This is a genomic window from Ktedonobacter racemifer DSM 44963, from assembly GCF_000178855.1.
GTDB classification, from domain to species: domain Bacteria; phylum Chloroflexota; class Ktedonobacteria; order Ktedonobacterales; family Ktedonobacteraceae; genus Ktedonobacter; species Ktedonobacter racemifer.
This window is the reverse complement of record NZ_ADVG01000005.1, coordinates 89,915-113,239: the sequence shown is the minus strand read 5'-3', so window position 1 is coordinate 113,239 and position 23,325 is coordinate 89,915. Positions and strand designations below refer to the sequence as shown.

Genomic DNA, 23,325 nt, shown 5'->3' with positions numbered 1-23,325 from the left:
TTCCTTTCGGAATTCAAGCCATGTGGCAGGGATAAGTCGGGTATGCACAGGGTCTTCCAACAACCCTGATACCTTCCGGTACACTCACTTTCCGCCGCTGATGCGGCGCACGCCGATTGCTCACTCCTCGCCCTAAAACCTGATCACTCGTCACCTTATTTACCATCATGCACTATCTGTAAGCAATCTCCTCGCCGACCATACTGGTGTCAGCGTGCTCCACCGAGAATGTATAAAAACTTTTATTATGTATACATGTAATCCCACACATTTCGTGAGGGTAGCATGCGTATCAATGCGGTTCCTTATCAGGTTGAGGCTGGGCGTAACCAGCTTTCATGCCCTCTATGAAGGCAGTTATAAGTTCCTCAGGCATATCAGCGAAGATGACTCTATAGTGTAGGATAACTATGTCCAGAAAATCTAGATCCAGTTTTGGTGGAGCCTTCCACAGCCGGATGCCGTAGTGCAGACCCTGCTCCCTCCAGTAAGCCGGACGAGTTGGCGATTCACGTTCCCAATGAAGTGGTTCATTCCAGATGTCTGGCTCATTATCTTCTCGCGTACTTTCATCGATAAAATACACTGACGCCACCACATACCCTTCACACTCTCCTCCTCGCAACACCCAGAAGCTCTCCGATTGGTCCAGCGAAATGCCTGATAACGTGCTGATAATGCGAGCTTGCTCTGGGTTCGCTGCTTCGACAATCAGACCATTGAAGTGGGTAGGAAGACATATCCAATCAACTGGCTTAAAGAGCACATCAATACGGGTTGGAAACATTTTCGTCTTCACACTGCGAAGGAGGAGTTGACTGTGACTGACTATGTAGCTGCTAATCTGGAATCGCCGCTGCAGAAAATGAACGAGAGTTGCCATCATCCCTCCTAGATCTCAAAGGATCCTTTTCCACTCTTACACAAACATAAAATACCCAACCAGTCACTTAATTTGCATGTTATATTTCCTGTGTCTCGTCTGCCTAAGATCCTATTTTATCCCGGCAACCTATAAAATTCAATAAGTTTAATGGATCTTTTATACCTTTTGGTGGAAGAGCTTATCACCAAAATTGATACCGCTGGCGAATCCTCCTGAGTACAGCACGGCATTGAAAAGGGTCGGAATTGAGAGTGGTCTTTGCATTGTTCTTTACCTAGTAGCGAACAGATTTCCCCATACCCCAGGAGGTGAACATGCGCGGTCGCCACGCAGCACTGATGATCCAGATGAGCCAGCAGACACGTGTGACTCTGCGAGGGTGGTTGCAGCATCAGAAAACGCCACTCGGGCGAGCCAAACGCGCTCGGGCGATGTTGCTGTTAGAGCAAGGCCACAGCTATGCTCATACCGCCAAATGGGTCGGTTTGACAGAGCGCAACCTACGCAAATGGGCCAAGCGGTTCCACAGTCGTGGAGTGGCAGGGCTGGACGAGAAGTCCCGATCCGGTCGCACTCCCGTCTTTTCACCGGCAGTGGCCCTCTACATCGTGAAACTTGCTTGTGAAAGGCCTGACGACAGAGGTCGCTCGCTCTCCCAGTGGAATTGTCCCGACCTGGCTCGCAAGCTCAAAGCCGACGGCATCGTTCAAACCATTTCCCCTGAAACCGTTGGGCGGGTCTTGCGCTCTCACAAACTCAAGCCGTGGCGCTCCCACCTGTGGCTCTCTCCCAAGGTACCTCGTGATCAGCAGTTTGCCGAGCAGGTGAAGTTTCTGGTTGAGCTCTACCCCGCCCGCTTGCTCAATGGGAGAGAGTTCTGTGTGTCGATGAGAAGACCAATCTACAGCCACGCCCTCGTCTGGCCCCAACCAAACCGACGCGTCCAGGGTTGCCAACCCGTGTGGAGCATGAGTACAAGCGTGCCGGAGCCCTGCACCTGTTTGCGGCTTTTGACACACGAACAGGCAAGGTCTCTGCTCGAACGGCACGACGCAAACGCCAAGCCGAATTCATCACCCTGCTCGCCGAGCTCGATCGGGAGATCGAAGCCTCAGTTCGGCGCATTTTCCTGGTGCTCGATAACGCCAGCATCCATAGAGGCAAGCAGGTTCAGGCTTGGCTGGCAGCTCATCCACGCTTCGTCTGCCACTTCCTGCCGACGCATTGCTCGTGGATGAACCAGGTGGAGCAATGGTTTAGCATTCTCCAACGGAAGCGACTGCGCATCAGCGACTTCGCTTCCGTGGATCACTTGGCCGAGCGGCTTATGGCATATGTCTCCGAATGGAATGCTCAAGCGCATCCGTTCAATTGGTCTACCAAGTCTGCTGCCAAAGTCATGGCCAAGTGTGAAGCTCAAGCTACTTGTCCACGTGTGCCCGAGAGATACGCAAGATACACTCTCTCCAGTGTGTGTGACTTGTCGTGCTTTTAGGCTGTTGTGTAAAGGTCATTGCGTATACACAAAAAGGGGGCGAGTGGCATAGTAAAGCTATGTTCGCGAGGTGACGTCAAAGGCAGGCCGTGGATGGCCTTGTTCCCTTGATAACACATGCTCTGAAAAGGACGCTGTTAGATTAGGCCTCCCGACATCATTCCCTCTCTCCATCCCGCTAAGAAGAAATTTATGTCGTGAGGCCTCATACACACAAGCGCGCCTGGATAGATCGCCTCCAACGCGTCCAATTCAACTGCCCCAGCTCCATCCTACTCCCCAACATCGGGCTCGCCGTCGCTCACTCTCCTTCATGGGGCGGCGCGGTAACTGATACGGTCCCACATGCTCTCCCGTCAACACCAGGGAGAGAGACTGTGAACGTTGTTCCTCTTCCTTCCGCACTTTCCACCGTGATCGTCCCGCCATAATGCTTGACGATTTCTTTGGCGATGTATAACCCCATGCCCAGACCGGGAAAAACCTTCTCACTCGCGCCGTAGCTCCCACGATTGAAGCGTTCAAAGACCGTACTTTGAAGTTCCTCTGGGATACCAACGCCATAATCCTGTACCCTGATCACAGCGGTATTCTGCGATGCACTTACCCAGATATCAACGCTGTCCGCTTGAGGCGAATATTTGATGGCATTACTGATGATATTGGTGAAGACTTGCGCGAGTCGGCGTTTATCCGCCACGATGCACTGATGGACTGCTCCATGCAGGCGCAATGTCTGTGTGGTCGTTGTTTGCTGGAGCGTTTCTACAACCTCTTGGATCACGGTATCAAGATCAATCGGTTCGTCAGCGTAGTCAAATCTCCCCATCTGGATTTTGGAGACATCCAGCAGATCATTGATCAATTGCGTTAAGGTCGTGACTTGTGCCTCCATACGAGAGAGGATGCGCGTGACGTCCTGGTACTCTTCTTGTTTCGACTTCTTCCTGAGCTGATAGAGAAGCATTTTGAGGGCGGTTAATGGCGTTTTCAGTTCATGACTTGCGAGAGAAACAAACTCGTCTTTCCTTTTCTCAAGTTCTTTTCGCTCCGAGATATCTACAATAAAACTTATAATTTTCCCGTCTGCTTCTGCAAGCCGGGCTGCCCCTACGATGACAGGAACGCGGCTCCCATCTTTTCTCTGGTATTCCTTTTCAAATGGATGGCAAACACCTAACTCTTGAAGTTCTTTGAGCGCTTTCTCATCGAGGTACCGATATTCTGGGGGGGTAATGGTATCCCAACGTATGAGACCTGCACGTACCTCTTCCTGGGTATAGCCGATCATGCGCGCAAATGCTTCATTGGCTTCATATATGTGCCCATAGATATCACCCAGGGCCAGTCCAATAATGTTGGAATCTAACAGCCGTTGGTAACGAGCTTCGCTGAGACGCAAACGGGTTTCTGTTTGCTTTTTGTCATGAATATCGGTGAACGTCCCAAACCACCTCACAATGTTACCCTGCTCATCTTTAAACGGCATGGCTCTGGCAAGGAACCAGCGGTATTCCCCGGTTCTGCCGTTGCGGAAGCGGAATTCCGCTTCATAGGGCGTGCCAGTCTGAACTGAAGTATACCAGGCTTCCAGCACTCGTTGACGGTCCTCTGGGTGGACGAATTGAACCCACCTGTCACTAAATCCCTGTTCGGGAGTCGTATTGGTATAGTCATACCAGCGTTGATTATGGTATTCGCTCAAGCCATCGGCACGCGCAACCCAGACAAACTGAGGAATGGTCTCCGCCAGGAAACGAAGTTCGGCTTCGGCCCGCTTGCGCTCAGTGACATCAAAGCCTGTATAGAGGAGATATGTGACCTCCTGGTTTGCATTAAGATGTGGAGTAATGGTGACCTCAAGCTCACGCTCTCCTACTTTTTTCGGATAGACTCTGGCGTCAAAACGTACAACCTCCCCTTTGCCCGCTTGCGCAACCGCGTCATGTAACCGTTGTTGCATCGCTGAGGAGGAGGCCCACCAGGGGGCATCTGCCAGGGGCTTGCCAACCACGTCTTCGAGTTGAACCTGAGCATTCTCCAATGGGACCTTATTGATTTCCAAGACAATCCCATCGGCAGTCAGGATGGCGATACCAGCAGGGACGCCATCCGCGATGGCCTGGCGTAACTGTTCGCTCTGGAAAAGTGCGTCCTGAAGCATCGTGTAGAGGGTCGTCTCATGAAAATGGACCATCGCACCTTCGGCTGTGGGGGCAATGTGGACGTGCCGCCAGGTATGGGTAAGAGGAGATACATACTCTACCTGAAGGGGGGTATGTGTTTGTGTGGCTTGGAAAAAGGTGTTGTAGAGTGGAGCGTTGATAACTCTCGGAGTATTAGGACACTGCCAAATGTTTTTGCCAAGAAATGCACCCCTCGTGGCTCCGGCCATTGCTTCTGCTGTGGCATTGGCATAGAAAATGGTATTCTCTTGATCGACCATGAGCAGGGCGTCAGGAAGCAAATCAAGGATGTGAATGACACGATCGTCCAACGATGGGCTGACGTCCTCTATGTGCTTGTGACTGGCCATGTGCGTCTCCTTTTTGTCCTTTGACGCTATTGAGTCTACGAACAGCACTTTTCGCGTTGGTTGGTAGTCCCCTGCTCACCAGGAAGATCTCATTGCGGCGTCCGGCGATTGCTTCAGCGACGAGTTCCTCGGCAGCGCCGTCGGCATACATCTCGGCGGTAGCAATCAATGTCATGCCAGGGTCGAGGCCCAGGCGCAGCGCTGCGATCTCATCCGCCCGACGCCGTGAGTCCTTGACCATACCCCACGTACCCAGCCCAGGCATTGGGATCCCCTCGTCAGATGACGAACTTGATGGTGCGAACAGAGCCTGCAGACATGGCAAGTCTCCTTCTATTGCGGCAAATACCCTTCTACTGAAAACGCTGATCCGAGATGACATCGATCTTTCTCGACAATGGACGTGGCGTCTAACCTGGAGATATTCTCTGTACGCGCGGCCACAATGCGTCCAGAAAGATGTGCTTCTCGACCTGCCCCATCCAGAAAGACATCGAAGATGCCGAGTAAAGCCCATCAACACATAAGAGAGAATGAGGTAATACTCACTCTTGCATCACTTTTCGCTTGTGATTGTGATAAATCATGGAAGTTACACTTCGATTATAGAACCGGAGAAAAAGTCTACAAAACATGGGTAAAGCTCATCCACCAAAACGTCTGTAGAGACCCTCATGGCGCGATGAGGCCTCACGACATAAATTTCTTCTTAGAAGGTGTGCAGAAAGCCGAAAACTAGCCGATAGAAAAGAGAAAGGAGAGAAAAAAGCCGAGCAAAGCTATCGAAAGGAGCGGGATGATGGGAAAGTACTCACTCTCTGCGGATGCCGTATCCATCAGATGTAACAGACGAAGAATGGGAGATTCTGGAGCCGTTGATTCCAGGAGAGAAGCCAGGCGGACGTCCGCAGGAAATTGCGCGGCGGGAAATCCTCAATGGCATCTTGTATGTGCTGCGGAGTGCGTGTGCCTGGCGCATGATGCCCCATGATTTGCCGCATTGGAGCACGGTGTATCTCTCTTTCCGCCTGTGGAAACAGGCAGGCGTCTGGGAACACGTGAATGCAGCCCTGCGACGTGATCTGCGCGTAAGCCTTGGGCGCGATCCTGAACCGAGTGCCGCCATTCTCGATAGTCAATCGATCAAAACGAGTTCGGTGCGCGGTGATGAGCGCGGGTTTGATGGCGGGAAAAAAAATCCACGGCAGAAAACGGTTTGTGCTGGTTGACACCCAGGGGCTGGTGATCGCGGTGAAAGTGCTGAACGCTCACATCGATGAGCGGGAAGGAGGCAAGGTTCTGCTTCTGCCTCTGAAAGGAGCGCTGCCTCGTCTCCAGCTGATCTGGGTCGATAGCGGGTATGCAGGCCACCACGCGAGAGCAGTGGGTCAAAGAGCACCTGGGGGTACGTGTGGAGGTGGTGAATCATCCCTGGACCGGCATTCGCGCCGTCTGGGTGAAAGAAGGGGAGGAAGTCGACTGGAATGCGATCATTCCCCCAGGTTTCCACCTCCTTCCCCACCGATGGGTAGTGGAACGCACCAATGCCTGGATCACCCAGAACCGTCGGCTCTCCCGCGATTATGAGGGCACCTATTCGAGTAGCGAGGCATTGATCTCTCTCGCGATGAGTAAACTGATGGTGGCCAGGCTGGCTCGCGCCGCTCCCTAACTGGTGTCATTCTGCACACCTTCTTAGGGGCTCAAGAATAATTAATTATCCCGGATAGCTGACGGAGAAGACCGTATCTCAACGAACCACTCATATACTAATTGGTGTCGAGTAGAGGACTTGTTGAGAGACCAGGAATCTGCGAGACTGGGAACAGCAGCGGGAGGGCCACGGTAACCACTCGTAGCCTGTCTCGTACGCGAGATGGTGACTTCCAGGAAAAGACGGCTTCCCGCCTGCCAGAGTGACAAACGTCGATTCGGCTTGTGGTACGCGTTGCGTTCTCGGTAAGAACTCGATGACTTCCGATCCAAGATGAGTTCATGATTGCTCTGCGTAGGAGGGTGTCCCGCTGAAAGAGAGGAAAACAAAGCGCATAGGGAAGTGATGGTGAGAAGAAAGTAGGTGTGTGATGGCAGAAGTATCGCTTTCTGTGCTCCTTGACCCGTCGTCGTTTGCGTACGTCGTGGGCATTGATATCGGCAGCGAGGACTGCTGCTTTACCGTTCTGACTCCCCAGAAGCAGGTGGTGATCAAACCGACCAAGCTAGCCAATGCCGCCTCCGGCTTTGCGCTGCTCCAAGAACGGATGGCCCGTTTAGGAGTGGACCCCGGTCAGATCGTGGTGGGCCTGGAAGCGACCTCGCGCTACGGGGAGAATCTCTTTCACTTTCTCCAGCAGCAAGGCTATCATCTGTGTTTGTTGCATCCCAGACAAACGCATGAGTTTGCCAAGCAACGAGGACTGCGGGCGAAGACCGACCGGTTGGATGCCACTACGATTGCACGGGTGTTACTCAGTGGTGAGGCTCGCGCGGGCTATGTCCCCAATGAGCAGATTGCCAGCTATCGCGAGTTGGTGCGCCTGCATACCCAACTCAGCGATGAACTCGCGTGGGACAAAAATGAGATCCAGGCCCTGCTGGTCGTGCTGTTTCCCGAATTCAGCCAGGTCTTTGCCGACCCGTGTCGGCTCACCGCGACCACTGTGCTCCAGGCGTATCCAAGTGCCAAGGCCATTCGCGAAGCGGGGGTAGATGCCATCGCGGCGGTCTTGCGGACGTCGGCTCCTCGCAACTACGGCCAGCAGACCGCCAGACGGCTGGTGCAGTTAGCTGAGCATTCGGTCAGCAGTGATCTGGCGCTCGAAGCCCGCTCACTCAGCTTGAAAATCTGGTGTGAACAGCTGCAACACACCCTGGCCCACTTGGCGCAAATTGAAGAGGAGATGGGGAAACGGCTCTCCCGCGATCCAGGAGCCAAAGGGTTACAGGAGGTTCCCGAATTTGGCACCAAGACGGTGGCGGTCCTGCGCGCCGAACTGGGAGACGTGGCTCGTTTCCAGCGTCTGGATCAGGTGGTGGCCTATGCAGGCATGGATATCGAAATCAAACAGAGTGGCAAATGGCAAGGTCAGGCCAAGCTCTCCAAACGCGGCAGCGGGTTAGTCCGACGCATGCTCTACATGGCTGCCATGCGCTGTACCTGTCTCCCTGGTTCGGCTTTTGGAGCCTACTATCATCGTCTCCTCGCACGAGGCTTAGGCAAAAAAACGGCGCTGATGGCGGTGATGCGCAAGATGCTCGTGATTGCTGCCTATTTACTCAGGACCGGGGAGGACTATGATCCCACCAAAGTCGCGGCGGGGCCAGCGGGCTAAACCCAACAGGTCAAGCAGTTGGGTTTAGCCCGCTGGCCTCGCCCCCCAGATAGGCCGTTCTCAGGCGCTTCAGGCTTGTCCTCAAGTGCAAGGGAGAGCGTTGTTTTACCCTTTCCCGGATGGGTTTCTTCGGCTTGGCCCACAAGGGCTTGACAATTTCTATGGCTTCTTTTCCAGGGAGGGTAATCGCTGAAGTTGGGTTTCCACCGCCTCCATTGCCTCCTTGGTCAGTTTCACGCCAGTCTGATAGGTAGTCGTCACCAATTCGACTGTGGGATGTTTTCCTTTCCACGTCATGGTTCTGGCATACTGGATCACGGTGTCTATCGAATTGAGCAAGGAACCATTCCAGTGCTGTTCGAGAATGCCCCAACAGCGTTCGACTGGGTTGTATTTACTATGATAAGGAGGATAATACGCGAGGCAGATGTTGATGTGATACTGTTGCACAAATTCCAATAAACGCTGCATGAACTGCGTCCGCCGACTGTGGTTCTCTGGTCCATTATCCAGATTAATGACGAGTGTGGTGATCTGGGAAAAGCGCTCTCTCGCTCTCTCCCACCAATCGATCAAACGATCCGCCAGACAATCACTGGTCACTTTCGAGGTCACCCCATAGAAGAAGACCTCATCAAAGGCGGGCAACAAAATGCCCACAGGAGTCACGGTAGCCGTCGGCTGAAAATCATGATCAGCGGCTTTGGTTGGGATGCGACTCTTGCCTCCCCGCGCAAAAGGACCAACCTTGACTGTCGCCTTCGCATCCACCGAGATTCGTAAGATCTGCTCATTGGCATCAGCCTCCTCGTTGATTTGTTTCACTTGAGCAAAGATAGCATCGGTTTCGGGCAGTTTTTTTGGGGTTGGCTCTTGCCCACCTTTTTCGGGTAATACCCCAGTTCGTTCAACTTGGTAGCGATTGTCTCCGCCGTGGGTAATTCGTCCTCACTGTAGCCCTTTTGTGCAATCAACTGGCGGCGCACTTCCGTTGCCGTCAAGCGCGTGTACAGACGGTTGGTGCGAAACTGCGGGTCTGCTTGACTCTGCCCATCTACAATGGCGATGATATCCGTGAGCAAATTGGGCAGGTGCTCTTCACTGCGCTTGCGGCCTCGCGATGAGAAAGCATCAACGCAGACGATCCCTCGCTTCAGTTCGCGCTGGCCTTTACGAATGGTCGCACGATTCCACCCCAACTCTCGTTCTGCCAAGCACTGACCTCCTTCCCCCAAGGCCTGCACTGTCCGCGCCATAAACAGGCGGCGCGCGTGCCCTTTGAGGGTTTTCTCCGTCTCGATGAGGAGCTCTTTGACTTCCGGCACCAGTTCCATCCTTGGCCTCCCAGACGTGTTTTCGCTACAGTATATCATCTCTAGGACTATTTAATTTTCGCAAGTCCCTAAGGTGGTTGCTTAATCAAACAGATGTTGGTAGGAATCACTAACTCCTGAGCCTGATGCCAACCCGCCCCATCGACTTGCATGATAATGAAGTGTTTCGGGAAGCTCTGACTGACCTCTTCCAGGAAGAGATTCATCATCGTGGTGGAAACCTCGGGCAAAATTAATGAGACCATTAGACCAAGGGCCGGAGCCACAGCGGCATAGACATAGGTGTACTCTCGCACCACCTGGGCAGGAACATGTGGGCGTACTCCTGGAGGTGCCCAACAGCGCTTCGCACGGCTGATGCGGCCAAAGCAGCCTTCATTTTGCGCCATGATCAAAACAGGACGCTCATCTTCTGGGGGACGTGTGGTAATTGCTACTTGAACCTGCTCTGCAAAGTTTTTTAAAGAGTTCCTGTGCTTCTTTACTCGCTTGAGGATGTTTGGAGCGTGGCATCAACTTGCGCCATCCATGCCGATGGAGTAAACGGTAAATGGTACTTTCTTCCACCTCACGACCGATCAGAGCTTCAAAAGCACACTGGACTTCGGTTGCTGTGGCAATCTCTCCTACTTCAGCACGCGCGAAAAAAGGGGCTAAAAACTGCTTCTCGTCTTGCATACTCAGGTACTCATGGCGACGGCCACCCTTGCCAGCAGTCTCGACAGCCTCAATTCCCAATCGATTGTAGGTGGAGATCACCTGATGGACCGTTGCCTTGGAAACGCCACAATGTCTGGCAATTTCCTCAACTTTGCGCGGTTCCACCAAGGCGTTATAAATGATGAGCCAGCGCTGCCGACACCAAGGGCGGGAATCTGTTTTGAGCCGATACTTCACCTCTTCGACTGACAGATGAGCTAAAGCTTTCGTGACTCTTGCCATACACTTTCACCTCCAGAAATCACAGGATATGGTGGAAGACGCACGTGGGTGAGCAAAAACCAGCGTTCAGACATCCTTCGAGGAGAAGCCATACGAAGCTGGGTTAAAGAGCAGCGGTTGTCGTGTCCGAAACCATGCTTCAGCCTCTGGTTGCCAGGGAAAACGCTGTTGCTTATCGCTCCAGACGCACTGCAGGAGAGGAAACGATTCTACAGCATAGTAGTTCATTGCCTGACCGACGTATTCGTCATAGTACATCGAAGCAACAGTACCGAAGAAACAGGGAAAGCCGTTTTTGATGAGGTCGGTTGTGATCTGTCCAGCTTCATATGGTGTTCCAGATAACATATTCTGAGCAATCAGATTCAACAATTGCATCAATGACTGTTGTGGCAGTCCGATCATGAAAACCTCGGGAAGACGCCTTGTGTGATAGAGACCAATGGTGTAGCCGAACATCGGCAACTGCTCATCTGGATCACCCACTGTGATCATGGAAAATCCATGTTCCTGGATATCAGAAATGATTTTCTGCTGAATAGCATTCACTGTTCATTTTCCTTCTTTGTCCGAGAAGACCTTGCAGGCTTCATCCGAGCGCTACTTCCGTTATTCTATCAGAACGCAAATTGGTATCAATCACGCTGAAGACTCATAGATCTTTAGCGTGATGCAGAATAGATCAACAATTGCATCTTTTGCTGGGCATCTGCTTGGTTCGTGAATGCTAGCCGCTCCGAGAACATCCACAATACACGTGTTACCTGGCTGTCTCATGGCTCTCTCCAAGGTTCGCCAGCGGTATCTTCTGAGGTCGTGTAGACCTCATGCGGAGTGGTGCGTCTGCGACGCATGACGTTTCAAAATTGTGTAAGAGCCATTAAAGGCTCACCCGCACTTTGTGTGATAAACTCTGCAATGACACGAACAGGCAAAAGTTTGTGTGGCTTCTTCACAGGCACATTCTGAACAAGAGCATGCACTTGATAAGCCCATCCTTCACATAAATGCGGGTGAGCCTTAGGATTTACAGATTGTTATCCACCAGCTATTTTTTATTTGGCATTAAACCTATCAGGAGCCCAGGTAGCAATTTCATCGCCAGGAACTGCAACTACAAGCCAACCGTCATCGTCAAATTGAACTCCTGCTTGCCAACATTCATATTTGTCGTGAAAACCATTTACAAAAATTGTGTATCCATTTTCCAATGTTATAAACAGATGCGGTGTTTTCTTACCTAATTGTATATCTACAACTTTTTGTCTTCTAATTTTATAAATCCTAATGTATTCTTCATCCTCGGAATAGTTTTCAATTTCATCCTCATTAGATGGGTATTTTTCGGGAGAATTATCAAATAAACACCATTTTGATTCGATGTTGAGATATAATTGCCCACCATAGTCATCTGAACCACCCGAACCTTCGAAATTTGTAAAATAAATCTTTATTGTGGCTGGAGAAATACCAAACTGCATTCCGTCAACTTGTGCTCGTAAGAAGAGCTGTTTCAATACCTTTTCAGCATAAATTTTGTCCTCTTTGTCCATCATACGCACCTTCCTTCTATCTGAAATATATAAATACGCATTGTGCTAGTAGTTTAGACGGATGTGTCAGAACTGAGAACACAGAAGATGACAGAATGTGCTGAGTAGCTTACAATGCAGCTCTGTGTTTAGGCCATCAGAACCGTGGCCTTCAACGTATCCAATCGTTGACGGAACATCTCGCGTTGTTGCGCCAGGGAAACCTTTTGTTGTATGGTGGTACGGAACCGGAAGAACTGGCGAACTTCGTCAAATGCTCGACAGAAGCGTGATGCCGATGTGAAGCTTCCAAACCCGCGCATTGGATAGTATCGTTGTTTGATCCCACGATGATCTTGCTCGAGTCGATTATTCAGATAGGCATTGGTCCGATGCACCACGTCATTACCGACCGTCTCACGAATTGCACGTGGATAGGAGTCATGCCCATCGGTCGTCACCCGTTCTGGGGCGGAACCCACCATCGCAAGAGCCTGGCTGAAGAACTGCTTTGCTGCGTCCATATCCCGTTTCTTGCTGAGGCGTGAATCGACCAGATTGCCATCTCGATCGATCGCCCGATAAAGATAACACCATTTCCCCTGCACCTTCACGTAGGTTTCATCGACATACCACGATGTTGCAACTTGCCCGCGTCGCTTGACACGCAGATGCTCTGCTAGCAAGGGAGCAAAACGGGCTTCCCAGTCTCGGACCGCTTCATGGGTGAACACAAAGCCGCGTTCTAAGAGCATTTCAGCCAAGTCACGTAGACTCAACTTGTAGCGCAGCCGCCAGAGGACGACGAGAAAGACAATATCGGTAGGGTATTCCAGATAATTGAAAAGGGTACCAGTCCGCTCGTTGAAGGTGCATCGGCACGCTGAACATCGGAACGTTCGATAGCCGAGCACGGTGGTCTTGCGCTGTTCTTTCGTGGCAGGGGATATGCAGTGTGGGCAGTTCATGGTTCCCTCCTCATAACGGTGTGTTCACGTTCTTCGTGATCATCAGTGTACCACAAGAGCGATTTCTCCTCTCATTGTTCTCCGTTCTGACGCTTCCCTCTCCCTCCCCTCGGTCGCCGAGCGCGTTCGCAAGATGGAGGAGGCAGGCATCATTACTGGTTATCACGCGGAGGTCAATCTGACGAGACTCGGTTTCCCGGTCCTCTCCATGATTCGCCTGGGGAGCTTTGTCGGCGAGAGCTGTAGCCGTGTTGCTGACCAAGCCAGCGCGGTTCCTGAAGTGCTGGAATGCTACAAAGTCACGGGCAACGATTGTGTTGTTGTCAAAGTGATTGCTGCCTCAATGCCTCACCTGGAGCAGGTCATCGAGCAACTCTCCCGCTTTAGCATCGCCTCGACCGCCATCGTCTTCTCCAGACCCATGAAGAACCGCATCGTCACCCGAGAACTGCTGGAACGAGCGGAGGCCGTGCAAGAACATCCATCGTAAAGGCAGGTACCGGAGGCACTTGTCTTCATGGCTCGTTTCCGCTGCCATACCTGGCGGACGTCTGACAGCAAGGGAGAGTCAGAGACATGCCTTTGCTTTGCCTTTATCCAGGAGGCAAGGAATGCCAAGAGTGCAACGGGAACGGAAAGAACGTACTGATAATTACCACCTGCTGATCCAATGGTGTCGAACACCGGAACAGGGGTTATATGAACAGATTCGCCCCGAAATGGAAGGCAAGCTACGTCCTGAAGTCCATCTCATTTACACTACGTATTTACAACTGTAGGACTAGTGCTCCGTTCGTTAAGTGCAGTAGCAAAACGGATTGGCTTCTAGAACCGGATCATGTGATAAGCCTGCTTGTTTTTGTTACTGGCGGATTTAACAAAAGCAGCACTAGAGCGCTGTCCAGAAAAGTTGAGCTGTTTTTTCTGTCTCGGGATCGTGTGAGCTTTTGATTGACGAGGGCTTGCCCTTTTGTTACACTGCAACCGAGGTCGAGAGGCGACGCAGACGCTTTCGGAGGACCGCCCTCTCGTCTCACATGATCTCTTTTGAAGAGGAAACATGGATACTATCGATCAACTTCTTTCACTCGCCGAGCTACGTATGCAGACGCGAGATGTCCGTGGGTGGCGACAGCAGGCCCCTCGTTTCCTTCACCAGCTGCGCGACCTTCCTGTCGAAGAAGGACACCTCCTCAGCCAGCGTCTCCTGGCTCAATACCCCTTGCAAGAGGAAGCAGATGAAGAGGTGCTGCTTCTGCTCGCTCAGATCAATACATTTCACCCAGGAGTGCTCGTGCCGCTTTTGCCAATGCTCGTGGCACGCCAGCAGTTTTCTCCAGGCCACCTGTACCTCGGCGCAGGGGAAGGCATGTGCCAACGGATACTCGAACTGCTCCACGCCCCCTCTCAAGGGCACTGGGGTCAGCTGCTTCAAGCCCTGGCATGGATAGGAACGAAGGCGGTCCAAGCGCAGTTCTCGACCTTTCGCCTTCACCCTCCTGCTTGGCGAACCGAGCTGTTTGTTCCTCCAGAGAACTACTCCCAGGATGCGGGATGGGAACTCACCGCAGATGGTCGGCGGCGTGATCTGTACTTCTCCACCTGCTATGAGTTGATCCCGATTGACCAGGCAAACTCTTCCCAGATCGCGGCAGAACCAACGATGGGCCAGGAGCACTGTGCATGGTGTCAACGACCATTACAGAGAGTCCTCGATCTCGACCTTCGTGATCCTCGATGCAGATGGATCACGGCAGAAGGAGAGCGATTATGCCTGACCGTTTGCGCCAGATGCTCGTTTTACGCCACAACCTACCTGGATATTACGTTGGGAGGGGAAGCGCACTGGAGTCCTCTTAATGGGGAGATGCCTGCGCTTTTGCATCAGATTCCCGATGACGGCGACGTGGTGAAATTGCCTGCACCGTTAGGTCTTGGCAAAGCACGGAGCACACCTTTTGAAGCCGTTGGTCGCTTCCTCTTAGATGAACCAGGAACATCTCAGCTTGGAGGGCATCCTGAGTGGATTCAGGACGCCTTCTATCCGCAGTGCCCTGCCTGCCAGCAGACGATGTCATTCCTGGGACAGATTGCCTTTGAAGATTGGGAAGAGGATGGGGAAGGAGTCTTTTACCTGTTTCTCTGTCTGTCTTGCAAAAAAGCTGCCACGCACTATCAGCAAACTTGAACATGGAGAGCGGTGTTCATCCCTGTGGAGTTGTTCTCCCAATCGAAGGCGCAGGATAGTCACAATGCCGAAACCAGCCGAGCGCATCTTGAGGGGTAATGTAGGGCAACGCCTGGATGATCGCATCCTGGAGCGCTTCGCGCGAACGCGCCCCGACCCGCCGCAAGAAGGCTTTCAATTTGGAAAAGGCTCCTTCAATTGGGGAGAAATCGGGCGAGTACGCTGGCAAAAACAGGAGCTGGCAGCCTCTTCCTTCGATGGCTTGCTTCACGCGAGGGCCCAGATGAATGGAGAGATTGTCCAGGATCATGATTTGCCCTGGGCGCAGGCTGGGAGCCAGGATCTGCTCGACATACGTCTCAAAGGCGGCAGCGTCCGCCGAGCCATCCAAAAGCATCGCTTCGCCCATGCCCTGCAGGGACAGCGATGCGATTAACGTCAGGTTCGCTCCGTAATTGCGGGGAACGGTACCAATGGCGCGCTCACCCCGCGGGGCGTAGGCGTACAGCGGGGTCATGTTGATCCGCGACCCGGTTTCATCCACAATGACCAGATCCTGCGTGGGCAACTGCTTGGCTTGCTCTCGCCAGGCTGCGCGGGCCGCTTCATCCTGTTCACTTGCTCTCAGCGTCTTTTTTTTCGTGTCCAGCCCAATGCCATGCGCGCGCGACTGATGCTCGCCGGGCTGACCGGGATGCCGTGAGTTTGGTGGAACAGGCGGCAATGCTCTTCCCGCGTTACGTCGGGATGGGCTTCCAGTTGCGCTTGCAGATGAACCCGCAACACTGCTCCTTTGACCGCAGGTCGTCCGGGGATCGCTTTTGGGCAAAACATGCCCCATCTCTCGTCGTTGTTTGAGATACCGTTTGATGGTCGCGACCGAGATGCTGAACGCCTTGGCGACTCCGGTTTGGCTTTGTCCGGCATCGATGGCCTGTAGCACTAGTGCTCAATTCCTCAAAGGCGGTAAGAAAAGAGACGGTGCAGGTGGCGTCGCGTTTTGGGCGGCCGTCCCCAGATCCACGGTTTGGCTCGCCGATTGAGTTGCGCCGTGGCGACGCTCATCGCTCGCTCGATCTCATGAGCATTGGCAAAACTCTGGCCAGCGAAGGCATCGCGTCGGAAGAGGCGCCACCACCCTTCTTGCAGATTGAGCCAACAGGCGCCTTTGGGAATGAAGATGTGCTGGATGCGCGGATGGTCCACCAGCCAGGTGCGGGTTTCCAGACTATTGTGACTGGAGAGATTGTCCGTGATGATAAAGATGTCCCCTGTCGGATTATCCGCCTCGATGTCTTTGAGCGGCTCAATGTAGTTCTTGGAATTACGCGCAGCCGCACAGCGCGTGATCTCCTTGCCATCGCGGACCCGCAGCGCTCCATAGATCCACACCTTGTCATCCCCACGACTGTATTCCAGGGGAGCTTTGATGCGGTGCCCATCCGCTGACCAGCCAGGCGCTGGCGCGAAGGTACGCGGGGTCACCGGTCCTAACTCGTCAGTGCAGATGGTCGTCGACCCGTCGGGTGGCTCGGTGTAGTGGGTGACGACCGCAGTTCTTTTGGGGCAAAGTCTTTGTCATCACTGGTTCCCCAACTATGGCGATTGCGCCAGCGTACCCCTTCACGCAGGTAGATCCGTCGGATCTGGCTCCGCTCCACCTGGATACCCGCGGCATGGGCCGCCTCCGTGAGAGCATCCAAGCTCCATTGCGCTGAACCTTCTTCCTCGCGGGCCTGCAGGCTCCCATCGGCATACCGCTCTAACCTCCCTGGAGGTGGTCGCTTCACCAGGGCCAGAATCCGGCTGCGCTCCTGCTCGGTCAAGCGCGGTTTACGTCCCGCTCCTTCCCGCATTCCCAGGCCGTTGATCCCTTGCGCATTGAAGCGGTTCAGGTGGATGCGCACGGTTCTCGGATGGCATGAGAGCGTGGTGGCGATCTCTTGCGGCGTCTTGCCTGCCCAGCTCTCCACCACCATCTGGGCATGAAACTTCCAATCAGCAGGTGCGTGGTGACTCCTGGCCAGTTTGCGCACCTGGCGTTCTTCCTGGGCATCCTGCGCCGCTCGGGCTTGCACGTGTTTGGGCATAGCTCTGCTCCTCTCTTGGTGACTTGCTTTCTCTCTTTTAGCGTATCACCAATGAGGAATTGAGCACTAGTGCTACGTTCCTCATTGGTATGAATAAAACGCTGAATCAAGGTTTAGAACCAATGCAGGCATGTTTTATCCATAGACTCTGCCTGGCAGTAATGATAGCGCCAATGAGGAACGCAGCACTAGCGGTAGTTTGTTGACTGCGGCTTGCAGAAAGCTTGAACCAGGTGACACAATGGAGGTATGCGAGCGTATCCACAAGACCTGAGACAACAAGTGCTTCGCGCAGTTGACGACGGGAAATCCCGAGCGGAGATCATCAAACATTTCCAGGTGTCGCGGGCGACCATCAAGCGATACCTCAAGCAAAGGCGCGAAACAGGAACGGTCCTACCGCGACCTCTTCCTGGGCGACCCTCGAAGAAAGGTGCAGCGTTGCAGATGGGAGTGCAAGAGATGCTGGAAGCTCACCCCGATGCAAGAAAGCCGAGAGTATTGCCAGTGGTGGGAAGCTGAGCACGGCATGCACGTGAGCCCAGCTTCGATGAGCCGAGCGATCCATGCACTTGGCTGGATGCGTAAAAAGGGGAGCAACAATCAGAACGTGCCATAGAGGAAAAGTCCTTGTCCCCGCCCAAGCTGATCAAGCAAGCACTGGAGAAGAGATGGTGGGGGCTGCTCTGACCACGCTCGCCAGAAGCGCCAAAGCATGATCCAGGGCTCCAACCACCCGCGCACAGCCCGTAGTGCCACCGGCCAGGACAGAGGTGGACGAGATCCTGTTTCCTGGCTGATTTTTTTTCCCCGTTGCTGTCACATCGACAACACCCTCTGGCTCTGGAGAAACTGGCAGCTTAGATGCTTCTCTCGCATCTTCCATCGCGCTGGAGCAGGGGTGAGAGGCGTGATACCAGCAAAACGAGAAGGCGCAACAGACCAGTTGCCAGTGCCGCCGGATGGCCTGGTCGCTTCTCACTTGATACTGTGACCAACCCAGGGCGTGTTTGACCTGCTTGTAACTCTGCTCCACCCACATGCGCAGCCCGTACAACCTGATTACCTCTTCCAGGTTCGCCGGGGCCAACGGGTGTCCGGTCACCGGGCACCCGGTGCTCTCTCCCTGACACTTTTTCAGAGATGAAAAAGGAGAAAGAAGAAAGAAAAGAAACAATAAGGAAGGGTTTGTTGGTGACGAGATACTCACGTTCAGCCCATTGAGGCAAGAAGCGTGAAGAAAGAGATCTGATACCAAGTTGCATTCTAAATGGTAATCTTGAGATGGGGAAAGCCAGTCAAGCTTATCAGTCTAGCAGAGAAAAGCGTTGAAGTGCATTTTTTACTTCTCTGATCCAGAAGGGAAGAAATGATTGATCTGCTTGCATGGAACTGGAGAGACGTACATCACTCGTCCAAGCTTCAGTTTCAACTTCAAGATGCCCAATTTTAGAAAGTTTAAATGTGAGAACGAGATACCACTCCAATGCAAATTGGACTTCCGTTTCCTTTCCAACTTGTTGGTACACTTCTTGAAGCGCATCGAGTAATCCCACCAATTCATAGGCCTCAAACGTGACCTCAAACTGGCTTTGAAATCGTCCGGCTTTGATGAACCAAGTTGCTGCAATTGTATTCTGGTCAGCTTTACGAGAATGAATGAAAGGATCACTTTGAAGAGTAATCGTGATAAAATAATCGTGGTTACCTTTCATTTCTATGATGGTAGGACTATCCATAGGCCACAAATTTCCTTTCCTTCTTTCTGCTAGACCCCCTTATCCTACTACACGGAATGCAACTTGGTATGAGATCGTCCTCATAAGCAGACAAACACACATTGCTTGAAAAGGACAATCTCGATGAATACTGCTATGATACTCCGGAAACACTGGTCACAACAAGTCAAAGCCCTTTTTCCAACCCTGCATGGCCATCAACAGAACACCTTGGCGTTCCTCGTCCAAGGGATTGTGATGTCAGGCAGCACGGTCCTCCAGCGGATTGCGGAAACGCTGGGAACTGAGGAAGTCTCTCTGGCAAAGATGCCGAGCATTGAACGGCGTTTGGCTCGGTTTGTGGCGAACCCTCGCATCGACGTCGAGGAGATCTGGGAACAGTTTGTCCGGCAACTCCTGACGTTTTGGAAGGGCAAACCTATGTCCTTCATCCTCGATTGCACGCCGTTTCGCTCAGACGCAACCATTGTCTATCTGGGCTTGCTGGTGCATTCACGCGTCCTACCGGTGGCTTGGGCGGTGATGCCGGCGCAAGAGAAATGGGAAGAAGGACAATGGAGCATTGTGGCACGGCTGCTGGACCTGGTGCAACGCTGCGTGGGACCCGAAGCCGATTGCACCTTGCTGGCTGACCGCGGTCTGAGCGGCTTGGCGCTGGTGAAATTGTGCCAGGATCGCGGCTGGCACTATCTGTTGCGCATCAGTCATGAGCATACGTTTCGACGGCAAACGCGCCAGGGCTGGAGCACGTGGAGTCCGGTGAGTAGCCTGGTGCAACAGCCCGGCCAACACTGGTATGGTCCGGCGATGCTCTGGCAGGAGTCATCGTTGCAAACCCAGATCAGTGCTTGTTGGACGCCTGGCCATGAAGAAGGATGGGTGCTCATCTCCGATCGACCTGCAAGCAAAGCGCGCCAGAACGAGTGTGCCAAGCGGATGCGTGTGGAAGCAACCTTTCAAGATACCAAAAGTCGCGGCTGGGATCTGGAAGCCAGTTTGATCACGGAGAAAGAGCGTCTTCATCGACTTTTGTTGGGACTGTTTGTCGCCATCTGGTGGGTGAGTCATTTGGCGGCTTCCTGCATCCATCATGGGCAACGCACTCGCTTTGATCGGGCTGATCGTCGAGATAAAAGCATGTTTCGCTTGGGGAGGCTGTGGCTATTGTTCATCCTCAAACATGCTAGAGATTCTTCTTGGGGAGGAGCAAATTTAACGCACTCTTTACCATTTCGCAAGCGTCACCAGCAATGGATCTTTTCTCTTCGGTTTTAGGGCAGAAAAATGTGTCAGGGAGAGAGCTCCCTGAGAAGGGCGAAACGCCGCTCACTCGGGAGCGGCGTGCCCACTATCGGCTTTCCTGGTCACAGCGCCTGGCTCGCAATGCCCGTCCCGCCAACGCTCCCAGACTTGGGGCCCTGCTCCATGGTCTCCCTACTCACTTCTTTGAGCGCTTTGGCTCTCCTGCTCAGGCGGGGGCGTAACCCCCTTTTCCCAACTGGTAAATGACATCCGAAGTGAGCAGGTTTTGCCCTCCGATGTAAGCACTTGCCCTCCAATGTGAGCAACAGCGCCACTGCCTGACAGAGAATCCGCCTCAGAGGCGGTCAACCAGCAGCAGGTGTTGTAAATTCCAGACAGGGTACTTGAGCCCAATCGTGAGCCCGCATGAGCCGGATCTTCAGCGTTTGGCTTGAATTCTGCTGGTGCTGGAAGTCTGTCTGAACATTCAGTACCCGCATGACGCCGAATCTTGAGCACTGAATGTACAGAAACGGCACACGACTATTGGCTTATAGAGCGGCTTCATTTGCGCTTGATAGCCACGCTGCTCACATTGGAGGGCAAGTGCTCAAGTGGGTGGGCAAAACCTGCTCACTTCGGATGTCATTTACCACCAACCAGACACAACCCCTTTCCATTCGTTGCTGGCTGAGTGCCTCTCTTCCCTTTTTCTCATTGGATCAGCGGTGATGTACCTTGCGGGTCTGGCGGATCTCGTCGAGATGTGCAGTGGTATGCCCGATCTGTATGGCAATCATATCGCTGAGCGTGGTTGTACGGCCCTCATCCTCCGTCGTAAACTTGCTCACGATGGCATGATCCCAGTTGTTGGGGACGTGGAGAAGTAATTGCGTAATATGGGCCTGCACTGCTCTGATGAGAGCAAGTGACGTCCCGATGGGGCGATGCTGGTAATCCAACATCTCAACCCATTTTTCCTGATCGTAGGGAGGTCGTACCACGACGTTCCCCGGGTTCACCAGAACAGTTTCGATGGGCATCAGGGACAAGGAGGTGCTCAGCGCAAGATGATGGATGATCTGACGGATCGACCATTCATTGGGAGCGCGCTCCAGATCAAGATCGGCTTCGGTGAGGCCATCAAGTGCTGCTGCAATCTCGTCGCTGAGCCCGGCGTAGGCCGCCCTCAGCGTTTCTGGCGAGCGTTTCACCGGGATGACGAACACGAAGTGATAACCGTTGGGGTCAGTCACCCGTAGTTTTCGCTCACCACGTTCATTTTCCTCGACGCGCATATCACCGTGTCCATCTTCGACCAGCCTGGCGTGCTGAGTTTCAAACGTGTCAACAACGAAGTCAAGGGTGTCACCAGGCTTGAAGACAATGCTAGGTTCATCGAGAAGGCTGCGCGGATCTTCAAGATGCGGGGGAGCAAGTAACAGAAGATCATGATCGCTATCCCGTATGTAAGCGATTCCCGCGTCGGGCTGAAACTCCACCAATTCGAAATCCAGAAATGTGGTGTAGAATGCAATGCTGGTCTCCACATCGAAGACTTTGATGGCCACTCGTGCTTTGTTGGGCATCTGTTTCGCCTTTCTTGGCAAATATGGATGGATGAGAATGTTCTCGCATGGTTCAGTGTACAACAGAGGACGCTATTGTGACACAGGATTGTTTGCAAACATCACCTTCCTCTCTTCCAACCTTTCTAGCCGGCTGTTTGCTCGAATGCTCTCTGGCGCTCGAGTTTAACACCAGAGAGCATTCGAGCAAACAGTGGCGAACAAAGACCAGGAGCTTGACCCGGATCGCTGGTGTAGCCACTCCACCTAGGGGCAGAAAGCTTGGGATATCGTGACTCAATGAGTGTGGAATCTGAGACTGGAGTTGGTACGCACCACCGAGTTCGCTCCTGCTCTTGACAAGCCTCAAGCTGGGCAAACACTGGGGCACCATTTGGCTCTCGAGCGATTCTCCCCGCAAGCAAAACGGAAAGAAACGATTGAAAGCCACTTCATCTCACATCGCTCCCTCGTTGCGCATCCCGTGGGAAACGATCCCACACGTTCACCGTTGCTGCCGGCGCGCCCAGCAATGCTCTCTGCACTGGCATCAATGAGGATCGTTCTCGAGGCTTGTCCCTGCCGCTGCCAGCATGAAGGAGCGTGTGTTGGCCTGGGAGGCGCCAGGACGATGGATGGTGGTTTTCTTTTTCCCATGTTTTTCCCATGGTTGTTCTACGCAGCGCTTGCTCTCCTCCTGCCCTCCACATGTGCTGCTCCCGTGTTTTTCCTCCAACGTCGTGCCAAATTACGATTGCACAAAATTGCGTTTTTTGAGCACGAAAAGGGTGTGTTACACCCCTGTTTTGGTGCATTTTTGGGGAATGGTTGCGTTCCTTGCGATACCGGTGAGGGAGATCGTCAGGCATTGGCAGGTGAGAGGGTGTGGAGAATGGTCTGGGGATGAATGAGAGAGGTGGAGATGGCGACCTGGAGGAGAGCGAGGGCTTCTGCTCTCTCCTCCGGATGAGGAACCAGGCGGTAGCGCCCTGGTTGAACGTTCACGGCCTGAAGGTGATGGCGATACCGATTGGCGGTCATGCGTGAGACCTGGAGCAGGCCTGCGAGTTCGATGTCTGTGAGTCCATCGGGGTGCGTGTCGTACAGGCGGCGGGCACGCTGTTGTTTCTCATCGGTATGGGCCGGAAGTGGCCTGCGTTCTGATGTGGGGAAGGGGAGAGGGCGCGCATGGTGCTCGATACAGGCGAGGAACTCTGGCCCTGGCCGGAACCACTCGGAAAAGCGCCTGAGATGGTCCTGCCTGATGGTGAAGGTGGCGCTCGGTGTCGCGCGTGCCGTCCATGACGCCCAGGAGCTGGAGCTGCTCCCCGTACTCTTCACGCAATTGGGCAAGCCTGGTCCTGAGATGGACAGCGCGTGCCAATCTTGATGGAGTGATCTTCGAGATGGTGCAAGAAAGAGATCATAGCCTCGATCTGTGCGGGTGGTGGCACGCTCTCGGGAAGCCTACGA

The 23,325-nt window shown here is 53.3% G+C and carries 21 protein-coding genes and 5 pseudogenes; 10 read left to right on the top strand and 16 right to left on the bottom strand.

Features of this window, described 5'->3' with window-relative positions:
- Positions 1-292: 292 nt before the first annotated feature.
- Positions 293-787 carry a hypothetical protein gene (locus KRAC_RS54540; protein WP_157508242.1) on the bottom strand — a complete coding sequence of 165 codons (495 nt, stop codon included), beginning with the start codon at positions 785-787 and terminating at the stop codon, positions 293-295.
- Positions 788-1,200: 413 nt separating this feature from the next.
- Here KRAC_RS54540 and KRAC_RS80555 point away from each other — a divergent pair.
- Positions 1,201-1,617 (top strand): annotated as a pseudogene (locus tag KRAC_RS80555) (helix-turn-helix domain-containing protein); the annotation flags it as partial.
- Between the two features lie 146 nt (positions 1,618-1,763).
- A complete protein-coding gene (locus KRAC_RS80550; protein WP_083815299.1) occupies positions 1,764-2,381 on the top strand; it encodes an IS630 family transposase in 618 nt (205 codons plus the stop codon).
- Between the two features lie 301 nt (positions 2,382-2,682).
- Here the strand turns inward: KRAC_RS80550 and KRAC_RS54525 are convergent, their stop codons facing one another.
- A complete protein-coding gene (locus KRAC_RS54525; protein ID WP_007921855.1) occupies positions 2,683-4,917 on the bottom strand; it encodes a PAS domain-containing sensor histidine kinase in 2,235 nt (744 codons plus the stop codon).
- Between the two features lie 43 nt (positions 4,918-4,960).
- Positions 4,961-5,182 (bottom strand): annotated as a pseudogene (locus KRAC_RS69970) (aldo/keto reductase); the annotation flags it as partial.
- A 559-nt stretch (positions 5,183-5,741) separates the two neighbouring features.
- On the opposite strand from KRAC_RS69970, the pseudogene KRAC_RS69965 reads away from it, so the two are divergent.
- Positions 5,742-6,589 (top strand): annotated as a pseudogene (locus KRAC_RS69965) (IS5 family transposase).
- Between the two features lie 412 nt (positions 6,590-7,001).
- A complete protein-coding gene (locus KRAC_RS54500) occupies positions 7,002-8,249 on the top strand; it encodes an IS110 family RNA-guided transposase (RefSeq protein WP_007921853.1) in 1,248 nt (415 codons plus the stop codon).
- 159 nt (positions 8,250-8,408) lie between these two features.
- Here the strand turns inward: KRAC_RS54500 and KRAC_RS80545 are convergent.
- The 6 genes and pseudogenes from KRAC_RS80545 to KRAC_RS54465 all read right to left on the bottom strand — a co-directional run bounded on the left by KRAC_RS80545 (position 8,409) and on the right by KRAC_RS54465 (position 13,025).
- A pseudogene (locus tag KRAC_RS80545) lies at positions 8,409-9,583 on the bottom strand (ISAzo13 family transposase).
- A gap of 68 nt (positions 9,584-9,651) precedes the next feature.
- A complete protein-coding gene (locus KRAC_RS54485; RefSeq protein WP_007921850.1) occupies positions 9,652-9,972 on the bottom strand; it encodes a transposase in 321 nt (106 codons plus the stop codon).
- Between the two features lie 16 nt (positions 9,973-9,988).
- Entirely contained in the window at positions 9,989-10,525 is a 537-nt protein-coding gene (locus KRAC_RS54480) for a winged helix-turn-helix domain-containing protein (protein ID WP_007921848.1), read from the bottom strand.
- A gap of 66 nt (positions 10,526-10,591) precedes the next feature.
- Positions 10,592-11,074: a DUF4262 domain-containing protein gene (locus KRAC_RS54475; protein ID WP_007921847.1), complete on the bottom strand. Its 483-nt coding sequence runs from the start codon at positions 11,072-11,074 to the stop codon at positions 10,592-10,594.
- A 506-nt stretch (positions 11,075-11,580) separates the two neighbouring features.
- The gene (locus tag KRAC_RS54470; protein ID WP_040448647.1) at positions 11,581-12,078 is read right to left on the bottom strand and encodes a hypothetical protein; all 498 of its coding nucleotides are present in this window, start codon (positions 12,076-12,078) and stop codon (positions 11,581-11,583) included.
- Positions 12,079-12,206: 128 nt separating this feature from the next.
- On the bottom strand, positions 12,207-13,025 hold the full coding sequence (locus tag KRAC_RS54465) for an IS6 family transposase (RefSeq protein ID WP_007921845.1): 819 nt from the start codon (positions 13,023-13,025) through the stop codon (positions 12,207-12,209).
- 133 nt (positions 13,026-13,158) lie between these two features.
- On the opposite strand from KRAC_RS54465, the gene KRAC_RS54460 reads away from it, so the two are divergent.
- The 3 genes from KRAC_RS54460 (at position 13,159) to KRAC_RS54455 (ending at position 15,213) form a co-directional block, all read left to right on the top strand.
- Positions 13,159-13,515, top strand: coding sequence for an Lrp/AsnC family transcriptional regulator (locus tag KRAC_RS54460; protein WP_052569375.1), 357 nt, complete (start codon positions 13,159-13,161; stop codon positions 13,513-13,515).
- A 121-nt stretch (positions 13,516-13,636) separates the two neighbouring features.
- On the top strand, positions 13,637-13,804 hold the full coding sequence (locus KRAC_RS73245) for a hypothetical protein (protein WP_007921844.1): 168 nt from the start codon (positions 13,637-13,639) through the stop codon (positions 13,802-13,804).
- A 281-nt stretch (positions 13,805-14,085) separates the two neighbouring features.
- Positions 14,086-15,213 carry a hypothetical protein gene (locus tag KRAC_RS54455; protein ID WP_007921843.1) on the top strand — a complete coding sequence of 376 codons (1,128 nt, stop codon included), beginning with the start codon at positions 14,086-14,088 and terminating at the stop codon, positions 15,211-15,213.
- A 16-nt stretch (positions 15,214-15,229) separates the two neighbouring features.
- Here KRAC_RS54455 and KRAC_RS64460 read toward each other — a convergent pair whose 3' ends face one another.
- The 3 genes from KRAC_RS64460 to KRAC_RS54440 are packed head-to-tail and all read right to left on the bottom strand — an operon-like array spanning position 15,230 to position 17,303.
- Positions 15,230-16,156, bottom strand: a complete 927-nt coding sequence (locus tag KRAC_RS64460; protein WP_007921842.1) for an IS630 family transposase — start codon at positions 16,154-16,156, stop codon at positions 15,230-15,232.
- 14 nt (positions 16,157-16,170) lie between these two features.
- Positions 16,171-16,722, bottom strand: coding sequence for a transposase (locus tag KRAC_RS54445; RefSeq protein ID WP_157508377.1), 552 nt, complete (start codon positions 16,720-16,722; stop codon positions 16,171-16,173).
- Positions 16,704-17,303 carry a helix-turn-helix domain-containing protein gene (locus KRAC_RS54440; RefSeq protein WP_007921833.1) on the bottom strand — a complete coding sequence of 200 codons (600 nt, stop codon included), beginning with the start codon at positions 17,301-17,303 and terminating at the stop codon, positions 16,704-16,706. Before KRAC_RS54440 ends, KRAC_RS54445 begins: the two co-directional genes overlap by 19 nt.
- A 249-nt stretch (positions 17,304-17,552) precedes the next feature.
- Here KRAC_RS54440 and KRAC_RS54435 point away from each other — a divergent pair, with 249 nt between their 5' ends.
- Positions 17,553-17,825: a helix-turn-helix domain-containing protein gene (locus tag KRAC_RS54435; RefSeq protein WP_040445629.1), complete on the top strand. Its 273-nt coding sequence runs from the start codon at positions 17,553-17,555 to the stop codon at positions 17,823-17,825.
- Positions 17,826-17,952: 127 nt separating this feature from the next.
- Here KRAC_RS54435 and KRAC_RS75040 read toward each other — a convergent pair.
- Both KRAC_RS75040 and KRAC_RS54425 read right to left on the bottom strand, forming a co-directional pair.
- A pseudogene (locus tag KRAC_RS75040) lies at positions 17,953-18,396 on the bottom strand (IS701 family transposase); the annotation flags it as partial.
- Positions 18,397-18,610: 214 nt separating this feature from the next.
- Positions 18,611-19,042, bottom strand: coding sequence for a WapI family immunity protein (locus KRAC_RS54425; RefSeq protein ID WP_007921826.1), 432 nt, complete (start codon positions 19,040-19,042; stop codon positions 18,611-18,613).
- Between the two features lie 123 nt (positions 19,043-19,165).
- Between KRAC_RS54425 and KRAC_RS54420 the strand changes: the two genes are divergently transcribed.
- Positions 19,166-20,317, top strand: coding sequence for a transposase (locus KRAC_RS54420; protein ID WP_007921825.1), 1,152 nt, complete (start codon positions 19,166-19,168; stop codon positions 20,315-20,317).
- 11 nt (positions 20,318-20,328) lie between these two features.
- A complete protein-coding gene (locus KRAC_RS73240) occupies positions 20,329-20,526 on the top strand; it encodes a hypothetical protein (protein ID WP_157508238.1) in 198 nt (65 codons plus the stop codon).
- Between the two features lie 480 nt (positions 20,527-21,006).
- Here the strand turns inward: KRAC_RS73240 and KRAC_RS64455 are convergent, their stop codons facing one another.
- Positions 21,007-21,873 (bottom strand): VOC family protein, encoded by an 867-nt coding sequence (locus tag KRAC_RS64455; RefSeq protein WP_007921823.1) that lies wholly within the window; start codon positions 21,871-21,873, stop codon positions 21,007-21,009.
- A gap of 840 nt (positions 21,874-22,713) precedes the next feature.
- Positions 22,714-23,193 carry a helix-turn-helix domain-containing protein gene (locus KRAC_RS73235; RefSeq protein WP_040448466.1) on the bottom strand — a complete coding sequence of 160 codons (480 nt, stop codon included), beginning with the start codon at positions 23,191-23,193 and terminating at the stop codon, positions 22,714-22,716.
- Positions 23,194-23,325: the final 132 nt, after the last annotated feature.

What these genes read in the sequence shown, in the direction of transcription:
- KRAC_RS54425 (WP_007921826.1), bottom strand. Translation starts at nt 19,042, where the DNA reads ATGGATAGTCCTACCATCATAGAAATGAAAGGTAACCACGATTATTTT.
- KRAC_RS54540 (WP_157508242.1), bottom strand. Translation starts at nt 787, where the DNA reads ATGTTTCCAACCCGTATTGATGTGCTCTTTAAGCCAGTTGATTGGATA.
- KRAC_RS64455 (WP_007921823.1), bottom strand. Translation starts at nt 21,873, where the DNA reads ATGCCCAACAAAGCACGAGTGGCCATCAAAGTCTTCGATGTGGAGACC.
- KRAC_RS54420 (WP_007921825.1), top strand. Translation starts at nt 19,166, where the DNA reads ATGAATACTGCTATGATACTCCGGAAACACTGGTCACAACAAGTCAAA.
- KRAC_RS54470 (WP_040448647.1), bottom strand. Translation starts at nt 12,078, where the DNA reads ATGGACAAAGAGGACAAAATTTATGCTGAAAAGGTATTGAAACAGCTC.
- KRAC_RS73245 (WP_007921844.1), top strand. Translation starts at nt 13,637, where the DNA reads ATGCCAAGAGTGCAACGGGAACGGAAAGAACGTACTGATAATTACCAC.
- KRAC_RS54435 (WP_040445629.1), top strand. Translation starts at nt 17,553, where the DNA reads ATGCGAGCGTATCCACAAGACCTGAGACAACAAGTGCTTCGCGCAGTT.
- KRAC_RS54455 (WP_007921843.1), top strand. Translation starts at nt 14,086, where the DNA reads ATGGATACTATCGATCAACTTCTTTCACTCGCCGAGCTACGTATGCAG.
- KRAC_RS54500 (WP_007921853.1), top strand. Translation starts at nt 7,002, where the DNA reads ATGGCAGAAGTATCGCTTTCTGTGCTCCTTGACCCGTCGTCGTTTGCG.
- KRAC_RS54465 (WP_007921845.1), bottom strand. Translation starts at nt 13,025, where the DNA reads ATGAACTGCCCACACTGCATATCCCCTGCCACGAAAGAACAGCGCAAG.
- KRAC_RS54460 (WP_052569375.1), top strand. Translation starts at nt 13,159, where the DNA reads ATGGAGGAGGCAGGCATCATTACTGGTTATCACGCGGAGGTCAATCTG.
- KRAC_RS54480 (WP_007921848.1), bottom strand. Translation starts at nt 10,525, where the DNA reads ATGGCAAGAGTCACGAAAGCTTTAGCTCATCTGTCAGTCGAAGAGGTG.
- KRAC_RS54525 (WP_007921855.1), bottom strand. Translation starts at nt 4,917, where the DNA reads ATGGCCAGTCACAAGCACATAGAGGACGTCAGCCCATCGTTGGACGAT.
- KRAC_RS54485 (WP_007921850.1), bottom strand. Translation starts at nt 9,972, where the DNA reads ATGGCGCAAAATGAAGGCTGCTTTGGCCGCATCAGCCGTGCGAAGCGC.
- KRAC_RS54440 (WP_007921833.1), bottom strand. Translation starts at nt 17,303, where the DNA reads ATGCCCAAACACGTGCAAGCCCGAGCGGCGCAGGATGCCCAGGAAGAA.